Origin of the sequence: Streptomyces sp. 549 (assembly GCF_030124175.1) — a bacterium.
In the GTDB taxonomy this organism is placed as follows: Bacteria; Actinomycetota; Actinomycetes; order Streptomycetales; family Streptomycetaceae; genus Streptomyces.
Window position 1 is genome coordinate 170,389 of sequence record NZ_JASKMT010000009.1, and the last position, 18,659, is coordinate 189,047.

Below are 18,659 nucleotides of genomic sequence, written 5' to 3' on the forward strand. Positions count from 1 at the left end.
GATGGCCGGCACCACACCCGGTACGCCGCGAGTGCTGCGGGCCATGAACGACCGCGCCGCGCTCGACCTGATGCTCACCCACGGCCCGCTCTCCCGCGGCCGGATCGGCAAGCTGACCGGGCTGTCCAAACCCACCGCCTCCCAACTGCTGGCCCGGTTGGAGGCCGCCGGGCTCGTGGTCGGCACCGGCACCAGCGAGGGCCGCCCCGGGCCCAGCGCCCAGCTCTACGCCGTCAACGCGGCAGCCGCCCACGTGGCCGGCGTCGACGTCACCCCGGCCCGGGTCCGGGCCGGCGTCGCCGACCTCACCGGCCGGATCGTGGGCACCTGCGAGATCGGTACCCCAGGTCGCCAGCGACCGGACGGATCGGCCCTGGAGCACGTGGTGTCGGCCGTGGACGGCGCCACCAAGGAGGCGGGCCTGACCCGCGACGGACTGCACCGCGTGGTCATCGGCACGCCCGGCGCCTTCGACCCCGGCACCGGCCGCCTGCGCTACGCCTCACACCTGCCCGGCTGGCACTCGCCGACCCTGCTCGACGAACTGGCCGCCGCCCTGCCCATGCCGCTGGGCTACGACAACGACGTGAACCTCGCCGCCGTCGCCGAGCAGCGCCGCGGCGCGGCCCGCGACCACCAGGACTTCGTGCTGCTGTGGAACGAGGAGGGCATCGGCGCCGCCCTCGTGCTCGGCGGGCGGCTGCACCGCGGCTGGACCGGCGGCGCCGGCGAGGTGGGCTTCATGCCGGTGCCCGGCGCACCCCTGGTCCGCCGGGTGGCGCGCTCCGGCGGCGGCGGGTTCCAGGAACTCGCCGGCGCGCACGCCCTGGTCCGCCTCGCGCGCGACCTGGGGCTGCGCCCGCCGCCCGGCCCGCACGCCGAGGTCGCCGCCGCGCTGCTGGCCCGCGCGGTGAGCGGCGAGGAGCCGGCCGGCGGCCCGTACGGCGAGCTGTTGCGGCAGTTCGCCACCGGTCTCGCCACCGGGCTGGCCGCGCTTGTCGCGGCACTCGACCCGGAGCTGATCGTCACCGCCGGCGGCCTGCTCACCACCGGTGGCGAGCCGCTGCGCGCCCTCGTCCAGGAGGAACTGGCCGAACTCGCGGTGCCGCGGCCCCGGTTGCTGCTCGGCGAGGTCACCGAGGACCCCGTGCTGATCGGCGCGTTGGAGAGCGCCCTGGCCACCACCCGCGACGAGGTGTTCGACACCTCCCGCTGACCCGGCCCGCGCCCGGTCGCCGCTCCCCCTCGCCGCCCCGCCTCACGCCGCTGGAGCCACCCGCCCGCGGAAGCGTTCCCCGACCGTCCCGGGGGCACCCGTCCCCCGGAGCACTTCCCGCTCCTCGCTCAACCGGGCCTTCGTCGAAAACGTCACTCGGACAGGAGTCAAACCCGTGAAACTCGCAGTGGTGGGTGGCGGATCCACCTACACCCCCGAACTCGTCGACGGCTTCGCGCGGCTGAGGGACACCCTGCCGGTGTCCGAGCTGGTGCTCGCCGACCCGGCGGCCGACCGGCTGGAACTCGTGGGCGGCCTGGCCCGGCGGATCTTCGCCAAGCAGGGCCACCCCGGCCGGGTCACCACCACCTCCGACCTGGACGCCGCGGTGGCCGACGCCGACGCGGTCCTGCTCCAACTGCGGGTGGGCGGCCAGACGGCCCGCAACGGCGACGAGACGTGGCCGCTGGAGTGCGGCTGCGTCGGCCAGGAGACCACCGGGGCCGGCGGACTCGCCAAGGCGCTGCGGACCGTGCCGGTGGTACTGGACATCGCCGAGCGGGTCCGCCGCAGCAACCCCGACGCCTGGATCATCGACTTCACCAACCCGGTGGGCATCGTGACCCGCGCACTGCTCGACGCCGGGCACCGGGCCGTCGGCCTGTGCAACGTCGCCATCGGCCTGCAGCGCAGGTTCGCCGCGCTGCTGGACGTGCCCGCCGACCAGGTGCACCTGGACCACTACGGGCTCAACCACCTCAGCTGGGAGTTGGGCGTGCGGCTGGGCGGGCCCGACGGCATCGACGTGCTGCCCGGCCTGCTCGCCGACCACGGCGCCCGGATCGCCGAGGACCTGCGGCTGCCGCGGGACCTGCTCGACCGGCTCGGTGTGGTGCCGTCCTACTACCTGCGGTACTTCTACGCGCACGACGCGGTCGTGGACGAGCTGCGCGGCAAGCCCTCGCGAGCCGCACAGGTCGCCGCCATGGAGAAGGAACTGCTGGAGATGTACGCCGACCCCGCGCTGGCGGAGAAGCCGGCCCTGCTCGCCGAACGCGGCGGGGCCTTCTACTCGGAGGCGGCCGTGGACCTCGCCGCCTCGCTGCTGCGCGGCGCCTCCGGGGACGCCGCAGCGGACGCCGAGGCCCGCGACGACTTCGGCGCGGTCGGCGAACCGGGCTCGGACGAGGGCGAGGTGCAGGTGGTCAACATCCGCAACAACGGCACCCTGCCGTTCCTCCCCGAGGACGCCGTGGTCGAGGTGCCCGCCCGGATCACCCGCGCCGGAGCCCGGCCGCTGCCCGCACCGACCGTCGACCCGCTGTACGCAGGCCTGATCTCCGGGGTCACCGCCTACGAGCAGCTGGCACTGGACGCGGCCCTGAACGGCGGCCGGGAACGGGTGTTCCGAGCGCTGCTGGCCCACCCGCTCGTCGGGCAGTACGACCTGGCCGACCAGCTCACCGACCGGCTGCTCGCCCACAACCGGGAGCACCTGGCGTGGCTCTGACGTCCGGCGCACCCGGGACCGCCGGAACACCCGGGACCGCCGGCGTGCAGGGGACGGGCGCCTGCCTGGCGGTGGACGCCGGCAACAGCAAGACCGACGTGGCGGTGGTCGCCGCCGACGGCCGGCTGCTCGGCGCGGCGCGCGGTGGCGGCTTCCAGCCGCCGCGGGTCGGCGTCGGCCCCGCTGTCACCGCCCTGGCCGGGACTGTGCGCCGGGCGCTGGAGGCGGCTGGCTCCCCCGCCGTCGGGCACGTCACCGCGTGCCTGGCCAACGCCGACCTGCCGCGTGAGGAGCGGGAGCTGGCCGCCGCGCTGCGCGAGCGGGAGTGGGGACGCGTCACCGAGGTCGCCAACGACACCTTCGCGATCCTGCGTGCCGGGCTGCCCGACGACGGCTCGGCCAGGCAGGGCGTTGCCGTGGTGTGCGGTGCGGGCATCAACTGCGTGGGCCTCGCAGCGGACGGCCGCACCCACCGCTTCCCCGCCGTCGGCCGGCTCTCCGGCGACTGGGGCGGTGGCGGCGGGCTGGCCGCCGAGGCACTGTGGCACGCCGCCCGTGCGGCCGACGGCCGCGGCGAGCCGACGGCCCTCGCCGCGGCGCTCCCCGCGCACTTCGGGCTGCCCTCGATGTACGCGCTGATCGAGGCCCTGCACCTGGGCGACCTCGACGAGTCGCGCTGCCACGAACTCACCCCGGTGCTGTTCGCGGTCGCCGCGGACGGCGATCCGGTCGCCCGCGGGCTCGTCGACCGGCAGGCGGACGAGATCGTGGCGCTGGCCCGGGTCACCCTGGACCGGCTGGGGCTGCTTGGTGAGCCGGTGCCGGTCCTGCTCGGCGGCAGCGTCGTCGCCGCCCTGCACCCGCAGTTGCACCGGCGGATCGTCGGCGGGCTCGGCGCCTGCGCGCCGCACGCGGCCGTCTCGGTGATCACCGAGCCACCGGTGCTCGGCGCGGCGCTGCTCGCCCTGGACGGCCTGGGCGCGCCCGCGTCGGCGCACCGCGCGCTGCGGCGGCACTACGGCCGCCCCGGGCGCCGGCCGGAGCACCCGGGCAGGGCGGGTGCCCGGGGCGGCGCGGCCACGGCATAGCCTCGACCGGTGACGTCGACCTGGTACTTCCTGCCCCTGCTCGGCGGCGTCGTGTTCCTCGGCTCGTCGGTGCAGCGCATGGTCGGCATCGGGTTCGGGCTGGTCGCGGCGCCCGGCCTGGTGCTGCTGGTGGGGCCGCTGGACGGGGTGGCGCTCGCCAACTGCGCGGGCATCGCGATCAGCGGCGTCGGGCTGCTCGCCACCTGGCGGCGGGTACGGCTGCGGTCCATGGTGCCGCTGGTCGCCGCCGCCGCGCTGACCGTGCCGCTCGGCGCCCACGTGGCCCGCCGGCTGCCCGAACCGGTGCTGCTCACCGCCGTCGGGCTGCTGGTGACGGTCGCCGTCCTGCTGCTGGTGCGCGGGGTGCGGGTGCCGGCGCTGCGCGGCCGGGGCGGTGCCGCCGCTGCGGGCGCGGCGAGCGGCTTCCTCAACTCCTCGGCGGGGCTCGGCGGCCCGGCCGTGTCGCTGTACGCCGTGAACGCCGGCTGGACGGCCCGGGAGTTCCTGCCCAACGCCCAGTTCTACGGGCTGCTGGTCAACCTGTTCTCGCTCGCCGCGAAGGGCGTGCCGCACCTGCCCGCACCGGCGTGGGCGTTGAGCGCCGCCGCCATGGCCGTCGGCCTGGTCGCCGGCCACCTGCTCGCCGCCCGCACCCCCGAGCACCGCGCCCGCCAGGTGGTCCTCGGTCTCGCGATGGGCGGCGGCCTGCTCACCGCGACGAAGGGCCTACTGGCGTTCTGAGCGTTCTGAGCCAAGGTGCGCAGCCGGCCCGGGGCGGGGGGAACCGTTCGGCGGCGGCAGGCGTGTCGGTAGGCAGCGGGTCCGCGCACGGCGGGTCCGCCACCCGTCCGGCGCCCGCCCAGGGCACCGGCGGGCGACCGGGGAGGCGCCACCCGCCGCGGGGTGCGGCGGCAGATCGCGATCCGAACAAGATCCCGGCCAAAGACGTACGGCGCGGCTCCCCGGCAGCCATACTGCTGGCCGAGGGGTCGTTCCCGGGTACGGGGGACGGTTCCGGTCAGTGACCGAGGGGGAGGTCCGTGCCCGTGACGCAGCCGTCGACCGTGCCGCCGCCGTCCGCCGTGCCGGCGCCGCCACCGGCACCACCGGCCGTGCGGGAGCAGGCCTCGCCGCCTCGGCGTACCGCGTGGGCGGAGGGCGTGGACAGGCTCAGGGCCGCCGTCGTCACCGAGCCGGGCCGGCTGCGGGTCATCGGCGCCGTGCTGGTCGCGCTGCTGCTCGCTCTCGGCGTGGTCACCGTGTGGCAGGTGTCCGACCGGGCGGCGGGCGCCGACGCGGTGCTGCACCGCAGCCAGCCGCTCAGCGCCGACGCGGCCAGCATCCACCGCTCGCTCGCCGACGCCAACACCACGGCCGCCGTCGGGTTCCTGGCCGGCGACGACGAGTCCCCCGAGGTGCGCAAGCGCTACGAGGACGACATCCGCACCGCCGCCCGTCTGATCACCAAGGCCGCCGGCAACAGCGAGGGCTCCCCCGCCGCCCGGCGGCACCTGGCCGTCCTCAACGAGCAACTCCCGGTGTACACAGGGCTGGTGGAGTCGGCGCGCACCAACAACCGGCAGGGGCTGCCGATCGGCGGCGCCTACCTGCGCTACGCCGACGAGCAGATGCGCGAGAAGCTGCTGCCCGCCGCCCGCGCCCTGTACGACACCGAGTCGGCGCAGCTCGACCGCGACCACCGCGAGGCCGGCACCTGGCCCTGGGCGGCGCTGGCGCTGGGCGTGCTGACGCTCGCCGCACTCGGCTGGGCGCAGCGGCGCCACTACCTGCGCACCAACCGGGTGTTCAACCGCGGGCTGCTGGCCGCCACCGCCGCCGCCGGGGTGCTGGTGCTGTGGCTGGCCGGCGGGCACGCCGTCGCGCGGGCGCAGCTGGGCGCCGCCGACCGGGACGCCGCCCGCTCACTGCACACGCTGAACGAGTCGCTGGTGGCCGCGCTGGAGGCGCGCGGCGACGAGAACATGACGCTGGTGGCGCGCGGGGCGGGCGCCGGATACGAGGAGGCGTACCTCGCCGGGATGCGCAAGCTGGCCGGCGAGGACCCCGAGGCCGCCGAGGGCGGTCTGCTGCAGCGGGCGGTGGAACTGGCCGACGACTCCGGCGGCCGGAAGCCGGTGCTGGCGGCGCAGCGCGAGGCGGGCCACTGGCACGCCCGGCACGGTGAGGTCCGCGAGGCCGAGAACACCGGCGAGTACGCCACCGCCGTGGACCTGGCGATCGGCTCCACCGGCAGCACCGGGGAGATCTTCGACCGGCTGGACGCCGGTCTGCGCAAGGCGATCGCGCACGAGCAGCGCCAGTTCCAGGAGTCGGCCCGCGCGGGCCGGGCCGCCCTCACCGGGCTGGCCGCCGGAGCGGGCGTCGCCGTGCTGCTCGGTGCCGCCGGTGTGGTGGGCGGCATCGGCCGAAGACTGTCGGAGTACCGGTGACGGGGGCCAGGGGCATGTCACGCACACACGAACGGCGTTCGCTCGTCACGGCGCTGGCCGGGCTCGGACTCGTCCTCGCCGTCCTCGCCTCCGTGCTGCTGTCCGTGCGCGACGCCCCGCACGTGACGGCGGAGGCCGTGGAGGCGCCGGCCCGCGCCGAACCGGCGGCCGTGCGACCGGCCGCGCCGGCGCCCGCCAAGTGCGACGACGGCGAGGACCCGGCGGCGAGCCTGCGGCCGTCCGGGGCGGCGGGCACGGCGGTGGAACGCATCCGCAAGCGCGGGCACCTGGTGGTGGGCGTCGACCAGAACAGCTACCTGTGGGGCTACCGCAACCCGCACACCGGCGAGATCGACGGCTTCGACATCGACCTGGTCGGCGCCGTCGCCCGGGACCTGCTGGGCGCCGACGCGAAGATCGTCTACAAGACCATCCCCACCGACCAGCGCATCCCTGCCATCCAGGGGCGCGAGGTGGACATGGTGGTGCGCACGATGACCATCAACTGCGAGCGCCGCGAGGAAGTGGCCTTCTCCACGTCCTACTTCGAGGCGGGCCAGCAGGTGCTGGCGCCCCGCCGGTCCACGATCGAGGGATACGACGCCTCGCTCAGGGGCAGGAAGGTGTGCACGGCGAAGGGTTCCACGGGGGAGACGTCACTGCGCGGGGAGAGCCATGGTGCGAGCATCGTCACCGTGCCCAACCAGCTCGACTGCCTGGTGCGGTTGCAGCTCGGCCAGGTCGACGCGGTCGTCACCGACAACGCGCTGGCGGCCGGCCAGGCCGCCCAGGACCCGTCGGTGCGGCTGGTGGGCGAGCCGTTCACCAGGGAGTCGTACGGTGTCGCCATGAACCTGCGGGACACCGACCTCGTGCGCCGGGTCAACAAGGTGCTCGACGACTTCCGCAAGGGCGGCCGTGCCGGTCAGTGGCGCTCCTCGTTCGACAAGTGGCTCGCCCCGGTGATGACCGACACCGACCCGCGCCCGCCGGCCCCGAAGTACCGGGACTGACCCGGGCACGTCCCACCCGAGTCGGCGGCGCCGCCCCCGGCAGCCGGACAGCGCACGAACGAGAGCAGCGAGGTGATCGATGGGGTCCGTCGGGTCCAGTCGTCCGGTGATGAGCCGGGATGAGGTCGACCGTGCCCTGGCGCGGCTCGGCGCGGAGCACGAGGCGATCGAGTCGTCGCTGCTCGCGCTCCAGGACCACGCCGGACGCCGGCTGCTGGAGGGTGCCGAACTCACCGGCACCACCAGGCACCGCTGGTCCTCCGCCGAGCAGGCCATCACCTTGCTGTGGACGCAGTTCGACACGTACACGGCGGCGTTGCACTCCGCCCGCAAGCTGCGCGGCGCGCGGCGCTGGCCGGGCCGGGAGGAGCTGGCGGAGCTGACCGAGGTGCTGCGCGGCACGGGGGTGACGATCTCGGCCGGGCAGCAGGGACCGGGCTCGGCGGGCCGCCTCGCGGAGCAGCTGAGCCTGGAGGAACTGGTCGAGCGCATGAACACCGGCTACGCCCGGGCGCTCGACGTCGTGGTCGCGGCGGACGCGGTGTGGTCGGCGCTGCCGGCCCGGATAGACCTGCTGGCCGCCGAACTCCAGCGCATCCGCTCCCTGGCGCACTCCGTGGGCGTGCGGCCGGGCGAGCACCCGGCCGGCGACGAGCTGGACAGCGTCACAGCCGAACTGAGCACGCTGCGCGCCGAGGTGATCACCGACCCGCTGGCGTTCTGGGTGCCGGCCGGCGGAAGCAGCGCACCCGGCGGCGGCCGTCCCGACACCGCCCGCTACGACCGGGCGGCCCGCGCGCTGGAGGACGTCCGGCGGGAGATCGACGCGGTGCTCGGCGTGCGGCAGGACGCCGAGCAGCGGCTGCTGCGGCTGCGGGACGTGCTGTCGCGGGCCGACCGGACGCTGGCCGAGGCCCGCACCGCCCGCGGGGAGGTGCTGGCGAAGATCGCCGCGTTCGAGGTGCCCGCCGTCAACGGCCCTCCCACGGCCCTGCACGAGCAGTTGGCGACCGCCGCGGACTACCGCCGCAGGGCCCAGTGGCACCGGTTGTCGCCACTGCTGGAGAGTCTGGAGCAGCGCGCCGACGACGAGTTGCAGCGGGCCCGCGAATCGCTGTCGGCCGTGACGGCGCCGCTGGCGGTCCGGGCGGAGCTGCGCGGCCGGCTGGACGCCTACCGGGCGAAGGTGGCACGGCACGGCATGGCCGAGGAGCCGCTGCTGGTCGAACGCTACGACGCGGCCCGCCGGTTGCTGTGGAGCGCGCCGTGCGACCTGCGCACCGCCGAGCAGGCGGTGCTGCGGTACCAGCGCGCGGCGGCGGAGGCACTGGTGCCTCAGCGGGGCGGAGAGCCCGAGGACCGCAGGGGGGAAGGCAGTTGATGGCCGAGCAGCAGGTGGGGTGCCAGCGCCCGGACTGCGGAGGCACCTACGAGGACTTCGGTGGCGGTGAGTTGTACTGCGACGTCTGCGGGCTGTCGCCGGTGGTGCCGCCCGGCGGCGCGCTCTCCTCACCGCCCACCGGGCCGACCGGTCGGCGCGGCCCGGACGGCTCCACCGCGGGGCGGGGGTCGGCGTCGGCGGCTTCCGGGCGGGCGTCGGGGTCGGCGGGGTCGGCGCGGTCCTCGGGGTCGTCACGCTCGGCGCGTTCGCAGTCGTCGCGGCGGTCGGTGTCGGGGCGGCTGTCGATGGCCCGGTCCGGTTCGGGCCGTTCGGTGTCGGTGCGCAGCTCCCACCGGGGCACCTCCTCGTCGGGGCGGCACCGGCTGGGCGCCGGGCTCGTCACCGTGCCGCCCGTGCCGCGCCCCGACCCGGCGTCGGCGGTGCTGGCGAACCCGGAGGTGCCCGAGCGCAAGCGCTACTGCTCCAACAGCGACTGCGGCAGCCCGGTGGGCCGGTCCCGCGGCGACCGGCCGGGCCGCACCGAGGGCTTCTGCACCAAGTGCGGGCAGCCGTACTCGTTCTCGCCGAAGCTGGCCGCCGGCGACGTGGTGCACGGCCAGTACGAGGTGGCCGGGTGCCTGGCGCACGGCGGCCTGGGCTGGGTCTACCTGGCGGTGGACCGGGCGGTGTCGGACCGCTGGGTGGTGCTGAAGGGCCTGCTGGACACCGGCGACCAGGACGCCATGGCCGCGGCCATCTCCGAGCGCCGCTTCCTCGCGGAGATCGAGCACTCCACGATCGTGCGGATCTACAACTTCGTCGAGCACCTCGACCAGCGCACGGGCAGTCTCGACGGCTACATCGTCATGGAGTACGTCGGCGGCAAGTCGCTGAAGGAGATCGCCAACGAGCGCCGCACGCCCACCGGACGCCGTGACCCGCTGCCGGTGGAGCAGGCCTGCGCCTACGGCATAGAGGCGCTGGACGCGCTGGGGCACCTGCACAGCCGCAACCTGCTGTACTGCGACTTCAAGGTCGACAACGCCATCCAGCAGCAGGACCAGCTCAAGCTGATCGACCTGGGCGCGGTGCGCCGGATGGACGACGAGGTGAGCGCCGTCTACGGCACCGTCGGCTACCAGGCGCCGGAGGTGGCGGAGGCGGGCCCCTCGGTCGCGTCGGACCTGTACACGGTGGCGCGCACACTGGCCGTGCTGACCTTCGACTTCCAGGGATACACCAACGTCTACGCCGACAGCCTGCCCGACCCGGGCAGCATCGAGGTCTTCCAGCAGTACGAGTCGTTCTACCGGCTGCTGGTGCGGGCCACCGACCCCGACCCGCAGCGCCGGTTCTCCTCCGCCGAGGAGATGGCGGAGCAGCTGACGGGGGTGCTGCGGGAGGTCGTCGCGCTCCAGACCGGTCGGCCCCGGCCGGCCCTGTCCACCCTGTTCGGACCCGAGGCGAAGGTCGTCGGCTCGGAGCTGCTGCCCGCACAGGACGGTCCCGTCTCACGGCTGGGCGTCCGCGTCCCGGCTCCGGGGCGGTTCACCCGGGCCGCCCGGCGCCGGTCCGCCGGGGCGCCGGCGCTCGCGGGGCCCGCGGGCCCCGCTCTCGGAAACGTCCCGGCGGCCGGACCGGTCGGCGGGTCGGCTGTCGCGGCGGCGGTGCATCCCACCGCGGGGGCAACCTACGGGCACACGCCCACCCATGTGCGGCTGCCCGCTCAGCTCACCGCCGAGCCGGTGCCGCTCCCGGACGGCGCCGGCCCCGCCGGGGGCGGCGGCAGCACGCTGATCGCCCCGCTGGACGTGACGGCGACGGCACTCGCCCTACCGGTGCCGCGGGTCGACCCCGGTGACCCCAACGCCAGCTTCCTGGCCGGTCTGCTCGCCGTCGAGCCGGCCGAGCTGACCGCCGCGCTGCGCGCCGCTCCCACCGACTCGGTGGAACTGCGGCTGCGGGAGCTGCGGGCCCTGCTGGAACCGGCCCTCGGCGCGGCCGCCGCCCGGCAGCCGCAGCCCGACGGGCAGGCCGAGCGCGCCGCGGAGGCCGTCGCCCGGCTGGCGGCGGACTATCCCGACGACTGGCGCGTCATCTGGTACCGCGGCCTGTCCGCCCTGGTCAGCGGCGACCGGGAGACGGCGGCGCTGGCCTTCGACGCGGTGTACGACGCGTTCCCCGGCGAGTCGGCGCCGAAGCTGGCGCTGGGCGTGTGCGCGGAGGTGCTGGGGCAGCTCGACAACGCCGCCGAGTACTACCGCCTGGTCTGGGCGACCGACCCCAACCACGTCAGTGCGGCGTTCGGGCTGGCCCGGGTTCGGCTGGCGTCCGGCGACCGCGCCGGTGCCGTCGAGGTGCTGGAGTCGGTCCCGGAGACGTCGGTGCACTGCACCGCGGCCCGGGTCGCGGCGGTGCGGGCCCGGCTGCGCGACCGCGATCCGGGTGAAGCGCTGCTGGACGACCTGTACGCTGCCGCCGACCAGGTCACGCGCCTGGCCGACGCCGGACTGGACGCTCCGCGACGCGAGTTGCTGTCCACCGAGGTGCTGGGCAGCGCGCTGGACTGGACCCTCCGCGGCCGGCACGGCGCGCCGCCCAACCCGGCACCGGGCCAGATCCGGCCGCTGCTGGGCTGCGCGCTGACCGAGGAGGGGCTGCGCATCGGCCTGGAGGGCTGCTGCCGCAGGCTGGCCCGGCTCGCCGGGACGGCTGCCGAGAGGATCGAATGGGTGGAGCGGGCGAACCGTCTCCGCCCCAGGACATGGGTGTGACGATGCCGCAGCTCGACCAACTCTCCGCCTGCCCCAGCTGCGCCGAGCCGCTGGAGCACGGCGACCGCTTCTGCGGCGTGTGCGGGACCGACCTGGCGGCTGCCGCCGGAGTGGACCGGCCCACCATGGTGATCGGTTGCGGCGAGCAGGCGCCCGTCCCGCCGCCTCCTCCTCCACCCGCCGCACCGGCTCCGGCACCACCCGCCGCACCGGCGCCCGCACCCGCACCTCCCGCACCTCCCGCACCCGCGCCGCCCGCCGCGAGCCCGCCGCCGGCCCACGGGCCGTACGCGCCCGCCGAGCCGCCGAACCCCCCGGCCGGCGGCCCGCCGCCCCCGCCGCCCGCGGTGCCGCCCACGCCGCCCGCCGCTGCCGGGGGCCCGCCGCCGCCCGGCCCGCCGCCGCCCGCGCCCGCGCAGCCGGTGCCGACGCCGACGCTGGCCGACTTCACCCTGTCCCCGCCGGACCCGCGGGCCGGGCTGCGCACCCGCGCCGGTGCGCAGGCCGCCGCGGCACCGTCCCCGGCCGTGCCCGCCGGGCAGCGCGCATGCGCGGCCTGCGGTGCGGGTGCGGTGGACCGGGACGGGTACTGCGAGACGTGCGGGCACGCACAACCCAGGGAGCGGGACCACATGGAGACCGAACTGCACGGTGTGGCCGCGGCCAGCGACCGCGGGCTGCGGCACCACCGCAACGAGGACGCCTACGGTGTCGACGTGGTGCCGCTCGCCGACGGCTCACCCGCCGTGGTCGCCGTGGTGTGCGACGGCGTGTCCTCCTCCAGCCGCCCCGAGGAGGCGTCCGCGGCGGCGGCGGAGGCCGCGTGCGGGCACCTCAACGTGGTGCTGCCGCGCGGCGCGCAGCCGCAGCAGGCACTGCACGAGTCGCTGGAGGTGGCGGCCCGCGCGGTGTCCGCGCTGGCCGCCGAGGGACACTCCCCCGAGCAGAACGCCCCGGCCTGCACGATGGTGAGCGCGGTGGTGGCCGGCGGGCTGCTCTCGGTGGGCTGGATCGGCGACAGCCGGGCCTACTGGATCCCGGAGGACCGGGCCGCGCCCGCCGCACGGCTCACCGAGGACGACTCCTGGGCCGCCCAGATGGTCGCCGCGGGACTGATGGAGGAGGCCGAGGCGTACGCCGATCCGCGGGCGCACGCCATCACCGGCTGGCTGGGCGCCGACTCCTACGAACTCGACCCGCACACCGCCTCGTTCACCCCTGACCGGGCGGGTGTCGTGCTGGTGTGCACCGACGGGCTGTGGAACTACGCCGAGGCCGCAGAGCAGTTGGCGGCCGTGGTACCGGCGGACGCGCGGGCGCGGCCGATGGCGGCGGCCCGCTTCCTCGTCGAGTACGCCCTGTCCGGCGGGGGCCACGACAACGTAACAGTGGCCGTCATCCCGTTCCCGGCCACCGCCGCGCGGGCAGGATCGGCCTGACGAAGGCGGGGCCGGGGGACGCGTCAGCTCCGCACGGCCTGCTGTCCTGCCGGCGGCGTCCCGCCGCCGGCAGGCACCGCCGTGGAGACGAGTGGAAGCAGACGATGGCCAGATTCGCCAAGACGAACGTGCCGCGGTTCTCGGTCGAGGTCTACCAGAACCCGTTCCTCCCGGAGGACGGCCGGGAGGTCGACGCCATCGTGACCGTCACCTCGACCGGCGGGGGCACCGCCGGCCGGCCCGAGGGCATACCCGCGCCCGTCACCGACCCGGGTGCGGGCGGCGCCCTGCCCGCCGGGCCGGGCGCCGCCGTGGTGCTGATGGTGGACTGCTCCGGGTCGATGGACTACCCGGCGACGAAGATGCGCGCCGCCCGCGAGGCGACGGCGGCAGCGGTGGAGACCCTGCCGGACGGGACGGCGTTCGCCGTGGTGGCCGGCACCCACGTGGCCCGGGAGGTCTATCCGCGCGGCGGCCGGCTCGCGGTCGCCGACGGCACCACCAGGAAGGAGGCCAAGGAGGCGCTGCGCCGGCTGACCGCCGGCGGCGGCACCGCGATCGGGACCTGGCTGATAGCGGCGGACCGGCTGCTGGCGACCGCCGACGCCCCCATCCGGCACGGCATCCTGCTCACCGACGGGCGCAACGAGCACGAGACCCCCGAGGCCCTCCGCGAGGCGCTGGACGCCTGCGCCGGCCGTTTCACCTGCGACGCCCGCGGGGTGGGCACCGACTGGAAGGTGGAGGAGGTCACCGGCGTCGCCTCCGCGCTGCTGGGGACGGCCGACATCGTCGCCGACCCGTCCGGCCTGTCGGCGGACTTCACCGCCATGATGGCCGCGGCGCTGGGCAAGGCCGTCGCCGACGTCGCGCTGCGGCTGTGGACACCGCAGGGCGCCCGGGTGCGGTTCGTGAAGCAGGTCGCGCCGGCGGTGGAGGACCTCACCGGCCGCCGTACCGAGGCCGGGCCGCGGTCCGGGGACTACCCGACGGGTTCCTGGGGTGACGAGTCGCGCGACTACCACGTGTGTGTGGAGGTGCCGGCGGCCGGTGTCGGCCAGGAGATGCTGGCGGCCAGGGTGTCACTGGTGCTGCCGCAGCCCGACGGCGGCTCGCTGCCGCTGTCCCAGGGCCTGGTGCGGGCGGTGTGGACGGACGACATGAGCGCCACGACCACCATCAACCCCCAGGTCGCGCACTACACCGGGCAGGCGGAACTGGCCCGGGCCATCCAGCAGGGCCTCGATCTGCGCAAGGCCGGGGACGAGGACGGGGCGACCGCCCGGCTCGGCCGCGCGGTGCAGCTGGCCGCCGTCTCGGGCAACGCGGACACCGCGAAACTGCTCGCCAAGGTGGTGGACGTGGTCGACGCGGCGGCGGGTACTGTTCGGCTGAAGGCAAGGGTCACCGACGCCGACGAGATGACGCTGGAGACACGCTCCACCAAGACGGTCCGAGTGAAGAAGTAGTTGTACGGAGGGGGAAGCCCGAGATGCCGACTTGCCCGAACGGCCACCGGTCGGCGGCCGACGACTGGTGCGAGGTGTGCGGCCACCGCATGTCCGGCACGTCCGGTACGGCTCCCTCCTCGGCCGGTGCGCCCAGTTCCGGATACGGCTACCCCGGCCCTCCCACCCAGCAGGCCGAGCTGTGCCCGCAGTGCCACACCCCGCGCGAGGCGCAGGGCCCGTTCTGCGAGGAGTGCCGCTACAACTTCCTCACCCAGTCCCCCACCTCGTATCCGACGTTCGGGCAGCAGCCCCGGCCGGCCGGCGCCTCACTCGGCTTCGAGGGCTCCCGGCCGTCGCAGGTGAACCGCCCGGCGGAGCCGATACCGACGCCGTCCGGTGACGACGACTGGAACCTCGCGCCGCCCGGCGGAAGCAACGGCTACCAGCAGTCCCAGCAGTCCCAGCACGGCCAGCAGTCCCCGCAGAGCCAGCAGCCCTACCCAGGGAGCGGGCAGTCGTTCCCCGGCGAGCACCTGTCCTACCCGGGCCGTCCGCAGTCGTTCCCCGACGAGCAGGGCCAGTACTCCGGCCGGCCGCAGCCCTACGGCGAGCAGCAGCAGTCCTACCCCGACCAGCAGCAGCCCTACGCCGAGGGCCCGCAGGGCTACCAGGGCGCGCAGGCCTACCAGAGCGGACCGCAGTCCTACCAGGGGCAGCAGGAGCAGCAGCCCTACGGGGGCGCGCCCGCCTACCCGGACCAGCACCGGCCCTACCCGGACCAGCAGGGCTACCCGGACCACCAGTCCTATCCCGAGCAGTCGTCGTACCCGCCGGGCCCTCAGGCCGGCGGCGGGGAGCCGGAGACCTCCTCCCGGGCCGGGAGCTGGTCGGTGACGGTCGCCACCGACCGCGAGTACTTCACCGCGATGATGCAGCGCAGCGGCCCCGAGGGCGCCGAGCTGAACCTGCCCGCCTACTCACCGGAGTTGCAGGTGCCGCTCACCGGCGACCAGGTCACCATCGGGCGCCGCCGGCACTCCACCGGGGAGGCGCCGACCATCGACCTGTCCCGTCCGCCGGAGGACCCGGGCGTCTCGCACCAGCACGCCATGCTCGTCCAGCAGGAGGACGGCGGCTGGGCGGTGATGGACCAGGAGTCGACCAACGGCACCACGCTCAACGGTGCCGAGGACCCCATCCAGCCCTTCGTGCCGGTCCCGCTCAACGAGGGCGACCGGGTGCACGTCGGCGCCTGGACCACGCTCACCGTCCACCGGGCCTGACGCGCCGGTAGCTCACCGGCAGCTCACCAGGCGCCCGGCAGCGGCCAGCGGTGGGGGCCACCGGGGTCGTCCAGCCACGCCCACTGGCCGTCCGGGCCGACCGTGACGCCGTACCGCGTGCGGGCGGGCCGGTCCTCCCGGCGCCACAGGGCGTAGGCGTCCCAGGGGTCCTGGTGTCCGGCGGCCAGCTCCAGCAGGAACCGGAACGAGTCGTACCGCAGCGCTTCCTCCGGCACGCGCCCGGCGGGGGCCGGCTGCTGCGGCGCCTCGTCCTGCCGGGGGGTGCCGCGCAGCGGCACGAAGAACGCCGGTGTGCCGAGGAACCGGCCCTCGGCGCGGACGCCGTCCGCCACCCGCAGTCTGATGAGCCCGGTGGCGAGCGGCGCCAGCACCACCGCGCCCGGGACGCACTGCTCGACCCAGGCCCGGGGCACCGAGCTGATCGCGCAGGTCGCGATGATCCGGTCGAAGGGCGCCCGGGACCGGCAGCCCCGGGCGCCGTCCCCGGTGACGACCACCGGCCGGTACCCCGCCTCGGCGAGGTGCCTGCGGGCCGGCTCGGTGATGTCCGGGTCGAGGTCGACGGTGGTCACCCGGTCGTCGCCGAGGCGGTGCGAGAGCAGCGCCGCGTTCCAGCCGGTGCCGGTGCCGATCTCCAGCACCGACATGCCGTCCTCGACGTCCAGTGCGTGCAGCATGCCGGCCATCAGCGAGGGCTGGCTGCTGGACGAGATCAGTTCACCGTCCCGCCGCCGGGTGGCCAGCGGCACGTCCTCGTAGGCCCCGTCGAGCCAGCGCCGCCGCGCCTCCGGATCTGGGTCCTCCCGCCATCTGCGCTCGTACGCGGTCCGGGTGGGCACGAAGTAGTACGGCACGAACGTCTCCCGGGGCACCTCGGCGAAGGCGGCCCGCCAGGCCGGGTCCGGCAGCGCGCCGGCTGCCACCAGTTCCCGCAGGAAGGCATCGCGTCGCATGTCTCCACTCTCTCTCACCCCCGGCCCACGGGCGACGGGCCACGAGGCGTCCGATGATCGGATACGGGCGCGAACGCCCCTGTGCCGCTGCCGGAACGGCGGGTAGCGTCAGGTGGCATGACCTTGAGCAGCGCCGCGATAGCGGTTTCGAAGCTGCGCAAACGGTACGGGGATGTGCAGGCGGTCGACGGGGTCTCGTTCGAGGTCCGGCACGGCGAGTTCTTCGGCATTCTCGGGCCCAACGGCGCGGGGAAGACGACCACTCTGGAACTTGTCGAAGGGCTGCGCGAGCCCGACGGGGGCCGGGCCGAGATGCTGGGCAGCCCCTCGTGGCCGCGCGACACGCGGTTGCTCTCGCGGATCGGTGTGCAGCTCCAGACCTCGGCGTTCTTCGAGAAGCTGACCGCCCGCGAGCAGATCCGCACCTTCGCCTCGCTGTACGGCGTGGGCGCAGCCCGGGCCGACACGATGCTGGAGCGGGTCGGCCTGACCGAGAAGGCGGGCGTGCGGGTGGACAAGCTGTCCGGCGGGCAGGCGCAGCGGCTGTCCCTCGCCTGCGCCCTGGTGCACGACCCGGAGCTGGTCTTCCTCGACGAGCCGACCACGGGCCTGGACCCGCAGGCCCGCCACAACCTGTGGGACCTGCTGCGGGACATCCAGGCCGACGGGCGGACCGTGGTCCTCACCACGCACGCCATGGACGAGGCCGAGACGCTGTGCGACCGCGTCGCGGTGATGGACCGGGGCCGCATCCTGCGCACCGGTCCGCCGCGTGAGCTGCGGGACGAGTTGGGCGCCGCGTCCCTGGAGGACGTCTTCCTCCAGCTGACCGGACGGGAGTACCGCGAATGACGGCCGCGCAGAAGGACAGCGGGAAGGCCGCCGGCGCCGCCTCCGGCCCTTCGGCCCGGCCGGTTCCGCCGCGGCGGACGGTGGCCGCGCGGCTGGGCCCGTTCCTCAGCCTGTCCCGGGCGATGGCGCTGGGAATGGCGCGGGACCGGGCGGCGGTCTTCTTCATGCTGCTGTTCCCGCTGATGTTCCTGCTGCTGTTCGGGGCGCTGTTCAAGGACTCCGGGGCCCCGCAGGCGAAGGTGGTGCAGGTCGGCGGCGTCGCCGTCCTGGACGAGCTGCCCGGCAGCGAGCGGGAGCGGCTGCGGGAGGTGCTGCGGATCGACCGCACGGACGACTCCGGCACCGCGATGCGCGAGGCGCTCGACGAACTGCGGGCCGGCGACACCCACGCGGTGGTCTTCCAGCGCGGCGACGAGGTCGTGCTGCGCGTCTCGGTGGCCGACCAGGTGCGGGCGGGCACCGTGCAGGGCCTGCTGAACTCGGTCGTGCAGCAGGCCAACCAGGCCGCCACCGGCCAGCCGCCCGCGTTCCGGCTCAGCACCGGCCAGGTCGAGGACGAGTCGGTGCAGGCGATCCAGTTCCTCACGCCCGGCCTGCTCGGCTGGGCGGTGGCGATGGGTGCCGTCTTCAGCACCGCGATCACCCTCGTCGGCTGGCGCCGCAAGCGTGTCCTGCGCCGGCTCCGGCTGGCACCGGTAGGTGCCACCTCGGTGATCTCGGCACAGGTCGGCACCGCGCTGGCGCTGGCGCTCGTGCAGACCGCGCTCTTCCTCTCCGTGGCCTCGCTGCCCTTCTACGGGCTGCGGCTGAGCGGGTCGTGGTGGCTGGTGGTCCCGCTGGTGATGTGCGGCACCCTGGCGTTCCTGTCGATCGGACTGGTCATCGGCGCCTGGGCCAGGACCGAGGAGGCGGCCAACGGCGCCGCGCAGCTTGTCGTCCTGCCGATGGCGTTCCTGTCCGGTGCGTTCATCCCGTTCGACGCCGCCCCCGAGTGGCTGCGGACCATTGCCGGCTTCATGCCGCTGAAGTACCTCGCCGAGGCCATGCAGGGGGTCATGTCCCGCGGGGAGGGCTGGGGCACCGCTCTGCCGGTGATGGGCGGGCTGCTGCTGTTCGCCGCTGTGCTCACGGCCGTCGCCCGGTGGCTGTTCCGCTGGAACGACGCCTGAGCGGCCGGGTGGTCCCGGCGGTCCGCCGGCGGGCCCCGGGACCGCCCGGCGATCTGACA

15 protein-coding genes are annotated in these 18,659 nt (G+C 75.4%); 13 read left to right on the forward strand and 2 right to left on the reverse strand.

Features of this window, described 5'->3' with window-relative positions:
* Position 1: 1 nt before the first annotated feature.
* The 7 genes from QNO07_RS13560 (at position 2) to QNO07_RS13590 (ending at position 8,658) form a co-directional block, all read left to right on the forward strand.
* On the forward strand, positions 2-1,216 hold the full coding sequence (locus QNO07_RS13560; RefSeq protein WP_283992145.1) for an ROK family transcriptional regulator: 1,215 nt from the start codon (positions 2-4) through the stop codon (positions 1,214-1,216).
* A gap of 175 nt (positions 1,217-1,391) precedes the next feature.
* Positions 1,392-2,726 carry a 6-phospho-beta-glucosidase gene (locus QNO07_RS13565; RefSeq protein WP_283992146.1) on the forward strand — a complete coding sequence of 445 codons (1,335 nt, stop codon included), beginning with the start codon at positions 1,392-1,394 and terminating at the stop codon, positions 2,724-2,726.
* A 44-nt stretch (positions 2,727-2,770) separates the two neighbouring features.
* Positions 2,771-3,814 (forward strand): N-acetylglucosamine kinase, encoded by a 1,044-nt coding sequence (locus QNO07_RS13570; RefSeq protein WP_283992195.1) that lies wholly within the window; start codon positions 2,771-2,773, stop codon positions 3,812-3,814.
* A gap of 9 nt (positions 3,815-3,823) precedes the next feature.
* Positions 3,824-4,555, forward strand: coding sequence for a TSUP family transporter (locus tag QNO07_RS13575; RefSeq protein ID WP_283992147.1), 732 nt, complete (start codon positions 3,824-3,826; stop codon positions 4,553-4,555).
* Positions 4,556-4,860: 305 nt separating this feature from the next.
* Positions 4,861-6,264: a GlnX family signal transduction membrane protein gene (locus QNO07_RS13580; RefSeq protein ID WP_283992148.1), complete on the forward strand. Its 1,404-nt coding sequence runs from the start codon at positions 4,861-4,863 to the stop codon at positions 6,262-6,264.
* Between the two features lie 14 nt (positions 6,265-6,278).
* Positions 6,279-7,277: a glutamate ABC transporter substrate-binding protein gene (locus QNO07_RS13585; protein WP_283992150.1), complete on the forward strand. Its 999-nt coding sequence runs from the start codon at positions 6,279-6,281 to the stop codon at positions 7,275-7,277.
* Positions 7,278-7,356: 79 nt separating this feature from the next.
* Positions 7,357-8,658 carry a hypothetical protein gene (locus QNO07_RS13590; RefSeq protein ID WP_283992152.1) on the forward strand — a complete coding sequence of 434 codons (1,302 nt, stop codon included), beginning with the start codon at positions 7,357-7,359 and terminating at the stop codon, positions 8,656-8,658.
* Between the two features lie 46 nt (positions 8,659-8,704).
* Here the strand turns inward: QNO07_RS13590 and QNO07_RS27685 are convergent, their stop codons facing one another.
* Positions 8,705-9,061 (reverse strand): hypothetical protein, encoded by a 357-nt coding sequence (locus QNO07_RS27685; protein ID WP_502961839.1) that lies wholly within the window; start codon positions 9,059-9,061, stop codon positions 8,705-8,707.
* Here QNO07_RS27685 and QNO07_RS13595 point away from each other — a divergent pair.
* The 4 genes from QNO07_RS13595 (at position 8,964) to QNO07_RS13610 (ending at position 15,605) form a co-directional block, all read left to right on the forward strand.
* The gene (locus tag QNO07_RS13595; protein WP_502961837.1) at positions 8,964-11,432 is read left to right on the forward strand and encodes a serine/threonine-protein kinase; all 2,469 of its coding nucleotides are present in this window, start codon (positions 8,964-8,966) and stop codon (positions 11,430-11,432) included. The genes QNO07_RS27685 and QNO07_RS13595 overlap by 98 nt on opposite strands.
* Before the next feature lie 2 nt (positions 11,433-11,434).
* Positions 11,435-12,871: a protein phosphatase 2C domain-containing protein gene (locus QNO07_RS13600; RefSeq protein WP_283992196.1), complete on the forward strand. Its 1,437-nt coding sequence runs from the start codon at positions 11,435-11,437 to the stop codon at positions 12,869-12,871.
* Positions 12,872-12,975: 104 nt separating this feature from the next.
* The gene (locus tag QNO07_RS13605; RefSeq protein WP_283992155.1) at positions 12,976-14,340 is read left to right on the forward strand and encodes a vWA domain-containing protein; all 1,365 of its coding nucleotides are present in this window, start codon (positions 12,976-12,978) and stop codon (positions 14,338-14,340) included.
* Positions 14,341-14,363: 23 nt separating this feature from the next.
* Positions 14,364-15,605: an FHA domain-containing protein gene (locus QNO07_RS13610; protein ID WP_283992157.1), complete on the forward strand. Its 1,242-nt coding sequence runs from the start codon at positions 14,364-14,366 to the stop codon at positions 15,603-15,605.
* Between the two features lie 23 nt (positions 15,606-15,628).
* On the opposite strand, the gene QNO07_RS13615 is transcribed toward QNO07_RS13610, so the two are convergent.
* Complete coding sequence (locus QNO07_RS13615; protein ID WP_283992158.1) at positions 15,629-16,579, reverse strand: methyltransferase domain-containing protein; 951 nt, start codon at positions 16,577-16,579, stop codon at positions 15,629-15,631.
* Between the two features lie 117 nt (positions 16,580-16,696).
* Between QNO07_RS13615 and QNO07_RS13620 the strand changes: the two genes are divergently transcribed.
* Together QNO07_RS13620 and QNO07_RS13625 are read left to right on the forward strand one after the other, a co-directional pair.
* The gene (locus tag QNO07_RS13620) at positions 16,697-17,431 is read left to right on the forward strand and encodes an ABC transporter ATP-binding protein (protein ID WP_283992159.1); all 735 of its coding nucleotides are present in this window, start codon (positions 16,697-16,699) and stop codon (positions 17,429-17,431) included.
* Positions 17,428-18,600 (forward strand): ABC transporter permease, encoded by a 1,173-nt coding sequence (locus QNO07_RS13625; RefSeq protein WP_283992161.1) that lies wholly within the window; start codon positions 17,428-17,430, stop codon positions 18,598-18,600. Before QNO07_RS13620 ends, QNO07_RS13625 begins: the two co-directional genes overlap by 4 nt.
* Positions 18,601-18,659 lie beyond the last annotated feature (59 nt).